We start from the raw sequence: 11,722 nt of genomic DNA on the forward strand, positions 1-11,722 counted from the left end.
GCCAAAGTCTAGGAATAAAACCCGAAAACGTAAGCAGGGAGATAGGTTCAGACAATTGGTCAATGGAGTTAAAATCCACCAATAAATCCAATCAAAACCTGTCTTAACTTTAAATATGTGACCTTAAAGGAAGGTCAATCTTGGAATCAATGGTACGGATATCCGAAATTAAAAAAAATACGGTAGCCAAACCAAAAAGATTCGGCAATTCCCACAACGCCAGACTGATTATCAAAACGTTGAAGCTGGGAATAACGGGAAATCGGGTGTAAGTCAAATGCCTAGGTAGTTCTCTAGCCAATTGCCCAAGTTTAACGCGAGTAAACATCCGTCTGAACTGTCGTAAACATTATGTAGTGAAATTGACTTGATACACTGCGTTCAAAAGAACAAGGGGAAAAGATAGAGGTCTCCAAACACCTTTATAAAAGGTAAGGTTTTTTATACAACACTTACTGAGATTCCCAAAAGTACCCCGGCAGATAGGATGAAACTAAAGGCAATAATCCCATATTTAAGGAACGTGTGCGATTCGTTTAACCTAAAATAAGCTGAAAGGCTTATGGGACGGTTAGCCTAACTGCTTAAACAGTTAGTGACAACTGATTACATTTATGGGTGAACTGCCGTGCAGTAAGTCCCATCCCTCAAGTGCTGACTAGATTCGAGGGTGAAAGCTACGGGTTCAGACCTGGACGTTCAGCCCACGACGCAATGTCAAGAATCTTCCAAAGCATCAATCAAGGTGAATACTACATCCTAGATGCTGATATCTCAAAGTGCTTTGACCAGATTAACCATAAACACCTACTGTCCAAAATTGATTGTCCATCAACAATAAAAGCCCAAATCAGACAATGGTTAAAAGCTGGAGTTATGGACAACGGCATATTTAACGCAACAGAGGCAGGCACTCCGCAAGGAGGTGTCATTAGTCCTTTACTTGCAAACATCGCACTAGATGGAATGATTAATTTAGTTAAAAATTTCTTTCCAAAGAAACCAAATAGCAAAAATTACGCTACCACCATCAGATATGCCGATGATTTCGTGGTAATCAGTCCACAATTAAAAATCATTCAACAGTGCCAAGCCTCCATCGAAAAATGGTTAAAACCTATAGGGTTAGAACTGAAACCAGCCAAAACCCGTATATGCCACACACTGAGAGAAATCGAAGTAAACGGCAAAAAGGTAGCACCAGGATTCGACTTTCTAGGTTGGAATTTTCGCCAATATCCAGTTGGTAAACATCATGCCAGTAAAACTGGTGGTAAAAATCCTAAATTATTAGGACTCAAAACCCTAATTAAACCTAGTAATAAGGCAATCAACGCTCACGCGAATAAGGTAAAGGAAGTGATAAAAAACCACAAATCCTCACCCCAACACGCATTAATCAAAAACCTAAATCCGGTCATAAGAGGATGGTGCAATTATCATTCCAAAGTCGTTTCTAAAGAAACGTTCTCCTCCTTAGACCACATGACATGGCAAAGATTAAGAGCATGGACAGTCAGAAGATGCGGTAAAGCAAGTTATGGAAAACTGAAAAATTATTTCAGGAAAAACGGGAATAGTTCGTGGAACTTTGAAACCAAAGAGGGTTATAAACTATTAGCCCATCAAGATACATCTATCACCCGTCATGTAACTATAAGACCTGAAGCATCACCCTATGACGGAAACTGGACATATTGGAGTACAAGAAAAGGTACATCCTTCGATGTACCCAACAAAGTAGCGTTTCTGCTTAAAAAACAGAAAGGCAAGTGTACCTTCTGTGGACAATATTTCACCTCAGAAGACATTGCAGAAATCGACCATATCATTCCTACGTCTTTAGGCGGAAAAAATGACTATAAGAACCTGCAATTACTACACCGCCATTGTCACGATACTAAAACGGCAACTGATGGGTCTTACAACTCAAAAGAAACCGGATGTTCTGATGATAACAGTCAACTAGACTAGGAGCCGTGTGCGATGAAAGTCGCAAGCACGGTTTTGAATGGGAGTCGGGGGTTGCAAAGCCCCCCTCGACCCCTAATACTTTTAAAACAAGAGTAAGCTGGAGTTAACCATGTCTCGGATTTGTCAGTTAACGGGAAAGAGAGCCAATAACGGTATGGCTGTGTCCCACTCCCACCGTCGCACCCACAAATTGCAGGAAGCGAATTTACAGTGGAAACGGATTTGGTGGCCCCAAGGCAATCGTTTTGTCAGATTGAAACTTTCTACAAAAGCCATTAAAACCATTGAACTCAAAGGGTTACAAGCCATGGCAAAAAAAGCCGGGCTTGATTTGAACAAATTTTAAATGTGGCCGAACAACAGCCAAGATTTCCCCAGCCCCCCTAGACAACAGGGGGGCTATTTTTTGGGGTCTATCTGAATTTTAGTTTTCGCGATCGCTTTTCAAAAAAAACTGGGCATTCTAATAGAGTAGAGGAGAATCCCTAAATTGTATCCCTGACAGTCGAAAGTGTGATAGCAAGCACAACAAATCAAGAATTATTGACTGTTTTGATTTGGGCTAGAGGTTTTATTTTATCATAGGGTTAGCATCTAAGAAGTCTGCAATCCCATGGAGTTGAAGCGCGACTGAACCCGGAAAGATCCGTATTTTTACTGGAGCTATTCTGGGGGAAGAAATGCTAAAACTAAGGGTAGGGAGTTTTCCCCATATTAATACAATTTAATCCGTTCACGGTTTTACTTAATTTTGGCTTCAGGCATTATTCCCCAATACTTCCTAGTAAACGTGAAATTTTAAACTGATTAGCCATCACAACCATTCCAATAAAAGGTTAGGTAGGCATCTATGTCACAACATCACAAAAACAAGTTCTCTAACCCCATTCTGTCTTTGTTCCGTTCGATTCGGATTGCTGTTCAACGGATGACACGGCAGACACTGCGATCACTGCTTAGAGTTTGGGTCAAAATAAACCGTCAGGGTCATTATAGTCGGGCGGGTTTTGTGTTGCCTACTGTGACCATGGTGCTGTTAGTGGTGGTGCTATTGACCATAACGATTATGCTGCGATCGATGGATCGGGCAAAAATGGCTCAATATCGGCGGGTAGATGAACAGGTTTTACAAGCCGCAACCCCGGCATTAGATCGGGCAAAAGCAAAAATTCAACGTTTATCTTCAGCTAAAGATCCAACACTGCCCCGTGCTACCCCATCAGACAGTGAACTATATCGAGCTTTAACAGGAAGTATTTATAGGTTAAAAGATGAAACACAACTTCAAGTTAGATATGCCACAGATGGTAATATTAACCTGAATGAAGATAGTGCTACTCCACCCATACCGTTAGAAGACCGGACAACAATCTCAACAGCCTGGAAGTTTCCAGTTGATACGGATAATAACGGTAAATTTGATACTTGGACAATTTACGGAGTTTACTTCCGTAACCCTATTGAGAAAAACGGCATTGTTCCTGCTAGAAACCCTTTAGATGCTCGGACTCCACCCTACACGGCGGTATCTGATATCAAATCAGGTTGTAATGTGGAAGGAACCAGTTCCAGTTTAGTGGGAGGGGGGTGGTATCCCGTTGGCAGTAAATTGAAAAAAGCAATTTTTACCTATGTTGTGAATGTTCCGATCGCAGAAGATCCAACAAACGATGCAATTACTAAATGGAATGCTGCGAAATACGGCGGTATTACAGCCGAAGCTAAAGCAACTAGTGCGGTTTCTGCCCTGGAATATCAACAAGATGTCAGCCGACTTCCCCTAGTTAATAATGCGGTGGTCTATCGAGATGATTTAGAAATGGCACCTGGGGGGGGATTAAAATTTCAATTAAATGGGCGAATTCTGACCAACAGTAGCCTGTTGGTAACTCAGTTTACCGGACTCAGATTTTATCAAGTTAGTAGCCCGGGTTCTTGTTTCTTTGAAGATCCAGAAAATAGCAAGATTATTGTTGGCGGAGAAGTGGTCAGAGGGTTTTCAGGAGGTACTACTGGTAACTTGGATGTCGATGTTGATTTATTCCAAGGAGATTTTTTAACTCCTACCGGAGCTAAAATCTCAACAGCTAATCAAACCGTTACGGACGCAGCCCTAGACACCCTATCTAATAGCAGTGCCTACGAGACCCGTCTAAATTATTTAGTCAGTAAGGCTCCTGCTAGTTTACTAAATCAGATCACAGACCCCATTAAACGCAGTAAAGCTCTCAGAACCTATTTTGAAGACCGCACCAGAAAAGTTCCCTATAAAGAAGTTGATGTCAATGGGACAGATACTATGCAAGATCCTCTAGTCAGTGGCACAGTTGTTAGACCTGCTGATGGTTGGATCTACCCAACTAAGCCCAATGACGGGGGAAAAATTAGCTTAGAAAATCAACGACTGAATTTATTAACCGCCAAAGGAACCTCTACGGCTGCTTATCGCATGGAAGCAAGCGAGCCCTCTGATGATGAAAAAGAAAGCAAGTTAGGTGATCGAATTCTAGCGGGGAATGGTTTACCCCTGAAATGGTATATCAACAATAAAGAGGTGAGCGGTTCAGAGCCCCAATATCTCACCAATGCTGGTACAGCGATCAACTGGACAGTTGGTGCTGGCGGAAGCGGGACTTCCTCACAACAAAGAACCCGTCAAACCCGCATTCAAGAACTCCCCGATGTGGGTTCAACCGATCGAGATGGGTTCTGGGAAATTGTCGCGGGAACAACCCCAAAAAACCCCGATGAGCCCTATGGGGGCCTGCGGGTGGTCACAGGGGCAGGAATTTATAGCCGGAATAACTCCTTCTTACCTCCTCCTGAACTTGATGTTGATTCAGCCGGAAAAGTGATTGCGGGAGTCTATGACACCTCGACATCCGTCAAAAATCCCATCGTCTGGCCAGATACGATGCCGATGTCTGTTCCCGACAAAGCCAAAATTTTCGATAATAGTGACCTCTATGATACCGATGGCCTCACTCCTTTAACAACCTTGATTGGAACCGCAAAAGAAGCAGGTGATGGAGGACGTTGGAAACCCCAAGATAGTGCATCTCCAACGAAAGGAGATTTACAAATGCGGGCAACGGTGGTGTATCACTATGCTCAAAGTAGTTTTTCTAAAGAACTCAGTGAAGAAGCTAATCTAAAAGGAGTTTGGACTAATGTTAAACAAACTCCCATCGCCTGTGTCAGTAACTATTATGATCCTTCAACGGCTTTAACTGCCAAGAATATGCCGACTCTGAGAGTCGATAAATTGAACGCCACCGGAAAGATTGACACAGATCCCGCAGGACAAGTCATCACCCTACCCTGGAATACCGCAACCGGTGGTAAGTCCAATAATGGGATCGTCTATGGCCCACCTCCGGCAGAAAGCTCTTACACCACGGCTTTGAAGAATCAAGCCGCCCTGGTTTTCCCCGATGGTAGACAGGTTAACCCCACATTAGCTTCGGCATTAGCCGCCAACCCTCGGAAGTTATCAGAACAATCGGCCATCGACGCGGCTCTGTGTGCCTATGGCATTCTCGATGGAACCCTAAAACCCTTAGCCTCTCCTCCAATTCCCCATGGGGCGATTCGAGAAACAGCCTTCTTAGATGCCCGACAAATCAAAGCCATTGAGCAGGATAAGACGACAGCTAATGCTGTTGATGAAACCTTTACCCTTAATAAAGAAGGAGGAATAAAAGGCACTTTAAGCGGAAGTGCCTACGACTTACCCTTAGAAAATCGTCAACCCCTGGAAATCCGAGCCACAATTCTGGATCTGTATCAACTGCGGAGCAAACAAATTGCCCAAACAACAACCGGGCCAACAAAAGGGGGTCAAGAATATCTGCTCCCCCTGAGTGGAGTTGTTTATGCCAGTCGTGAGGATGCACTGCCCGACGAGACAGGTTCAAATACTTATGCCAGTTCAACGGACTCTTTGCTAGACCCGACGCGCCGTCCCAATGGGATTATGTTAATTAATGGCAAATGTTTGGCACGGGATACCGCAGGCACTTGTAACCCCGCTCTCGCAGGCAATGATGAAGCAAAAATTCAAGCGATTACCCGTGAAAAGGGCCTAACCTTGGTTTCCAATCTTCCGGTCTATATTAAAGGACAGTTCAACCCCCATACGAAGGAAGAATTCAAAACAGCCCTAACTGCTGACTGGAGTAATTTCTACACCCGCGCCCCTAGTGCTGTTAACAAAACCACAGCCACCATTACCAAAGCAGACCGCAACTTAGAGGAGAATTTTGCCTGTCGTCCTGGTGATCCTCGACTGCCCGGTTGTACAACTGGGGATAATTGGCGACCAGCAACGATTCTGTCTGATTCTGTGACTGTTCTTTCGGGATCTACAACCACTGCTGCTGATACCCAAGGAACAGCCCTAAATACGGGCTTCCGATTTGGCTTCCGCAATGAAGGAGACTTTGACCTGAGAAATAATGCCGGGGTTGCCAGGGTTGGTTATGACTTAGATGCTGATGGCAGTATTAAAGCGACATCAATAGTTAATGAATCAACCTTTGGTTTAGATTTGAATGGGAATGGAACAACTACTGATACGAATGTTAAAGAGGTAGATATTACCGCTAAAGCAGCCAGGATGATCAATGGTTTCGATCCTTATAACAACTTTGTAACGAATGGCTTAAGCAGTGGTCTTCGTACCTTTGATACAAATAACGATGCGATAATCAACAGTTCCGATACGGTTTATACCGATGACAACTATATAGCACTAACAGGCTTCAACAGTTCTTACTTCAATAACTTTGTCACCCCAGTTCAACGACGTTCTGCCGATTTTCCTGATTACATCATGGAAACTTGCCTCAAGTTGCCCCTTTCTGCCTGTGGGCCTCAAGATTGGGCTGTGGGATACAATATTGATGCAGATTACACGGATATCGATGGCAATAATAAATATGATGAACTGATTGATTATCAAAATTTTGATACGGTTTATCCCGGCAGCAGTAACTTACTGAATAAACCTGATGGAACCAAGAAAAAAGAGTCAGAGTTAACCATTCGAGATTTGTTTAATCTTAAGAATTTACCGAACAATGATTCTTGGAAGCTAGATATTACTCAGAAAGGAACAGGTCAGTGTAAACAATTTTCAACTACTCCTAGTGGTTCAAATTTGGATAAATTTTGCCCTAATCGTTTGATTTCAGGTGGGGGATCTTATTGGAATCAGCCACAATTTCAGCGCTTTCCTCGTCGATTAGCTTTTCCACGAGATTCTCAATACAGATTGGTATTAGACAGTAATGGTCAACCTCCGATGGTGGGAGTTGCTGACCCAGGTGCTGGGGGGGGTAACGATATTTATAACGGTTCTTTAGGATGTTTTGGGATCAGTAGTGATGTTAATCAGGATATCTATAGTTGTGCTCAACACGGTTCAGGTTCTGGCGGAAATAAATGGGAACCCCGTCGCTTGAATGATAATAAGAACTCGGTTACTACCCGTGCTTTATGGTTTAGAACCAGAAATGGTAACGTAGTAGACTACGGTGCAAACTATCCCCTGTGGTACTACGATCCTTTAAATCCGGGGACTCCCAACAAGTTACAAACAACTGTTCAAAACCCCCTATTAGTTCCAGTTTTGCAACTTGAAATGACCACTGGAACACCAACTACCTCAACAACCAACACCAAGGCGGATCTAGGTACTAGCTGGTTGATGATTCCTGATAATGGCCCGACTGGCAATAAAGTTACACCCTATGATGTGGTTATGGGTACGGGTGATGTCCCTTCTCGGAAAACTGGCGCAATTGGAGATTTTAATGGGGGATTACCCAACCTAGCCAGACTTCTGGAAAACTGGCAGGGGAAAACCGTTAAAGTCAGTGGCTCGTTTCTTCAATTCCAACGCAGTAAATATGCCACTGCCCCTTTCTGGGGTGTCTTCACCACCACTGCCCAGCAGGCTCCACCAATCTTTAACACGGGCGCGCGAGTCTACAACACATCTAGTGCTAGTGGGCAAACACCTTACTTCTCGCAACCTCAACGGAACTGGGGGTTTGATGTGGGTTTGCTCTCCCAATCTCCTGACCTATTCGCCCAAAAACTAACTACTCCTCCTTCTGGTTCCCAACCGGCGGAATATTTCCGAGAAGTGAGCCGGAGTGATGAATGGGTGAAAACACTGTTGTGTGCTAAAGAAGTGGACGATACTACTGGCCAACCCACAGCCACGAACGCTGTTCAAAATACTTCTATACGACCAACAAAATCATTCTGTAAAGATTACACAGGAGGCTAAAATGAACAATCAATTTCAATTCAAGGGGGGCAGTCCCCCCACATCGGGTTACACGATCTTGGAAGGTTTAATGGCTGTGGTGGTGGTATCCGTAATGCTATTAGCAATTGGCCCAGTTATTGCCTTCTCCGTGGGAACCCGTGTTCAGGCTAAACGGGTTGAACTAGCTACCCAGGCGGCAAGAAGTTATATTGATTGGGTAAAAGCTGCTTCTGATGACAATACAGTAACGGAAAGAACGCCCAAACAAAGTGCAATTCCTGCAATTACGGCTCCAGCAACAGGTGATTTAACAGGTGATTGCACATCAAAAGATGGTTATTGTACAACAGATAAAAAATTGTACTGTGTAAATCTTGATGAAACACCAGGATGTCAAACCAATAGTCCGGTGGATATGGTGGTTCAACCTATCATAACTCAGGTAACTGATAATGATGTTGCTAATTCAAACAAGGGTTATCAAATGCAAGTTGGAGTTTATCGCGCTAACTCTTTTGTCGCTGGTGTAACCCTTCAACCTGCTACCAAGTCAGATAGCTTAACAACAAATGCGGTAGGCAATCGTAGTTTACCTTTAGTTGTTATCAAAACAGAAGTTTTACCGTCAGGTGCAACCTTTGACAATCTTAAAGAACGACTAAATGGTACACCTTCACCGTAATATTTTGAGTGTAACTTAATTCCCCTGCTTTTCTGAAGTTAATGGAGCAATAAAAATGAGTATCTTTCTAAAATTATTACTTAAACATCAAGTTAGGTCAAGTTCGGCAAAATTTGATCAAAACTATCAAGTCAAAGGCATGACGATGATAGAACTGTTAGTCGGTACAGTTATTGCTTTTATCGTGATCACTCCCTTGATGGGAATGGTGCTTGGTATGTTAAATGATGATCAACGAGAAAGTGCCAAAGCCAACACTGAAGAAGAAATCCAATCTGCATTAGATTATATTGCAGAGGATGTTAGTCAAGCTCTATATATTTATGTTCCCAACAAACAAGAAACAACATCATCAGGAACAACTATAACTACTGATGAAATTAAAAGTCTAAAAGATAATGGTTTTTTACCGAATACTGCAAGTCCTAATAATGAAATACCTGTTCTCGTTTTTTGGAAACGAAAAATAGTAGAAGATGCTGTTCCCGTTGATTCTACTAAACTACCTAAAGACTGTAACCCCAAACCCTACACTCCACAAAAACAAAGGAACTGTAATGATACCTACGTTTTATCATTAGTCAGTTATCAATTGCTTCCAGGAACAGATAAAACATCAATTTGGTGTCAACCTTCAGGAACAACTTGTCCTAGTCGAATAGTTCGGTATGAAATTTCTGATGGATTAAAAAACTCTAATGGAATCTACTACAAAAAGGCTGAACTTACGACAGAACTCCAGGAGTATGCAGAAGAAAATATTACAGATTATAATAGTGGTTTTAGTCTATCTGATCCATCAAAAAATGTCACTACTAAAGCTAATTTTCCAGTAAGTCAAGTGTTAGTTAACTACATTGAAAAATTTGAACTAGATCCTAGCTCAACAAATAACTTAGCTAAATTAACAATTCAGGCAAATGCAATAAGACGTAACGACGCTAATGCAGTTTGTCCGACTGATTCTAAGATTGGTGTTAACAGTAATTCACCCTATTGTCCAAAATCATCAGTTCAATTGCGAGGCTTAAGTCGTCTAGGCAATTAGAACTAACTCAAAAATTATTAAATCATCAAAAAGGATTAATTATGAAAACTCAACAAATATTAAATAGGCTGTTAATAAATCGCTTAAAAAAAAATCCTAATCAGATTAATCAGGGATTTACCCTGATTGAATTATTAGTTGTAGTTTTAATGATTGGTATTCTGAGTGCGATCGCGGCTCCGGGTTGGCAAGCATTTACAACCGGACAACGGATTAAAAGTGTTAATAATCAGATATCTCAAGCTATTAAAACTGCTCAAGCAGAAGCTAAGAGAAATAAATCCGACTATGTACTAGGATTCGATCCCGCTCAAGATCCACCAAAGTATAGTATTTACAAAAAAGATACACCAGATGCTGAGAAACAATGGCAATCTTTGAGTCTTGACGGTGCAATTAAAGAGAATATGCTCAAAATTTATTCTCAAGCTGATGGTACGAAAAATAATGAAATTCCTTTTAAGTCAGATGGGACTGTAAATGTAGATGGAGATAAAATTAAACTTGCAGACACGGGTAAAAATACAGATGGTTTTAGCGTTGTTGTTTACCCTAAAGATAGTCCAAATTCTCGAAACTGCATAATTGTACAAACGATTTTAGGAGCAACAAGAACCGCAGAAGGCACTGATCCAAAAACAGGTTGTCCACCAGAACCCAAATAGTTGAAAGAATGCGATCGCGTAGCCTCCACCCTGCAACATTGCAATTATAGCAATGGGCAAAAACTTCCTGTGTCTTGGTGGTCAAATTAAGCCTAATCTCTCTCAGGATAACAGCGTCTGCGATAACTCCGTAATGTCCACAAATTGATTAATCTTTCAACGTTCAAAATAGTTTTAAAAAATCCGTAATTCTCCCGTGGTCAGAGCCTCTGATTTTTCGCAAACTGGTAGTTAGGTTCGTTGAACAAACATAACTATTTAAGTTGAAATCAGGCGTGCTTTCATGATCAACAAAAAAAAGACCTGCGATCGCTCCCTAACCCCCTCTGATAGCGGATTTACCCTAATTGAACAACTAATTATTATCTCCATAATTGGTGTTCTGGGTGCCATTGCCGCCCCCAGTTGGTTAGGCTTCATTAACCATCAGCGCCTCAATACATCCATAGACCGAATTTACTGGGCGATGCAAACCACCCGTGCAGAAGCCAAACTCAATAAAGAGACCAGGCAAATCAGCTTTCGAGATCAAAATAATACCGTGCAATGGGCAATTCATCGTCCAGATGAGACCCCCACAGAAAATCAATGGACGATCCTAGATCAAGGCGTTCAAATTGACGAGGCAGAAACAACCCTATATCAAAATAAAACTACCAAAATCTGGAGGATGCAATTTGACCATAAAGGTCGTGCTAATGGTCAGTTAGGACGGGTGACCGTATCCCTTCGCAATGGTAGCCCCGCCAAACGCTGCACATTCGTGTCCACCCTATTAGGAACATTAAGAATAGCCCAAAATAACCCAAAACCCAAAGATGGGAAATATTGTTATTAAAAAAGTTGACAATAGAATTTCCTTTTCCCTTTCTTTGTGTCTTTGTGCCTTAGTGGTTATTGGTGTCAACTTAAGTAATAATTTCATTGTTTTTATCCTAGACCAGATCCCCCTAAATCCCCATTAAAAAGGGGGACTTATGAAGTACAGTTTCCCCATTTTTAAGGACTTATGAATCCAGTTCACCTATTAAAAAGGGGGACTTATGAAGTACAGTTTCCCCATTTTTAAGGAC

General features: G+C 42.0%; 6 protein-coding genes and 1 pseudogene. All 7 read left to right on the forward strand.

What is annotated here, in order from left to right; translation table 11 throughout:
- Window positions 1–645: 645 nt before the first annotated feature.
- Window positions 646–1,974: pseudogene (locus PL11201_RS09350) on the forward strand (group II intron reverse transcriptase); the annotation flags it as partial.
- Between the two features lie 109 nt (window positions 1,975–2,083).
- Window positions 2,084–2,320, forward strand: a complete 237-nt coding sequence (gene rpmB, locus PL11201_RS09355) for a 50S ribosomal protein L28 (protein ID WP_026787250.1) — start codon at window positions 2,084–2,086, stop codon at window positions 2,318–2,320.
- Window positions 2,321–2,824: 504 nt separating this feature from the next.
- Window positions 2,825–8,272: a hormogonium polysaccharide biosynthesis protein HpsA gene (hpsA, locus tag PL11201_RS09360; RefSeq protein ID WP_144017710.1), complete on the forward strand. Its 5,448-nt coding sequence runs from the start codon at window positions 2,825–2,827 to the stop codon at window positions 8,270–8,272.
- 1 nt (window position 8,273) lies between these two features.
- Window positions 8,274–8,936: a hormogonium polysaccharide secretion pseudopilin HpsB gene (gene hpsB, locus PL11201_RS09365; protein WP_079678319.1), complete on the forward strand. Its 663-nt coding sequence runs from the start codon at window positions 8,274–8,276 to the stop codon at window positions 8,934–8,936.
- Window positions 8,937–8,991: 55 nt separating this feature from the next.
- Entirely contained in the window at window positions 8,992–9,984 is a 993-nt protein-coding gene (locus PL11201_RS09370) for a hypothetical protein (RefSeq protein ID WP_079678320.1), read from the forward strand.
- 41 nt (window positions 9,985–10,025) lie between these two features.
- Entirely contained in the window at window positions 10,026–10,649 is a 624-nt protein-coding gene (locus PL11201_RS09375; protein WP_079678321.1) for a prepilin-type N-terminal cleavage/methylation domain-containing protein, read from the forward strand.
- 283 nt (window positions 10,650–10,932) lie between these two features.
- Window positions 10,933–11,487 carry a pilus assembly FimT family protein gene (locus PL11201_RS09380; protein WP_079678322.1) on the forward strand — a complete coding sequence of 185 codons (555 nt, stop codon included), beginning with the start codon at window positions 10,933–10,935 and terminating at the stop codon, window positions 11,485–11,487.
- Window positions 11,488–11,722 lie beyond the last annotated feature (235 nt).

It is taken from the genome of Planktothrix sp. PCC 11201, assembly GCF_900009135.1.
Taxonomy (GTDB): Bacteria; Cyanobacteriota; Cyanobacteriia; order Cyanobacteriales; family Microcoleaceae; genus Planktothrix.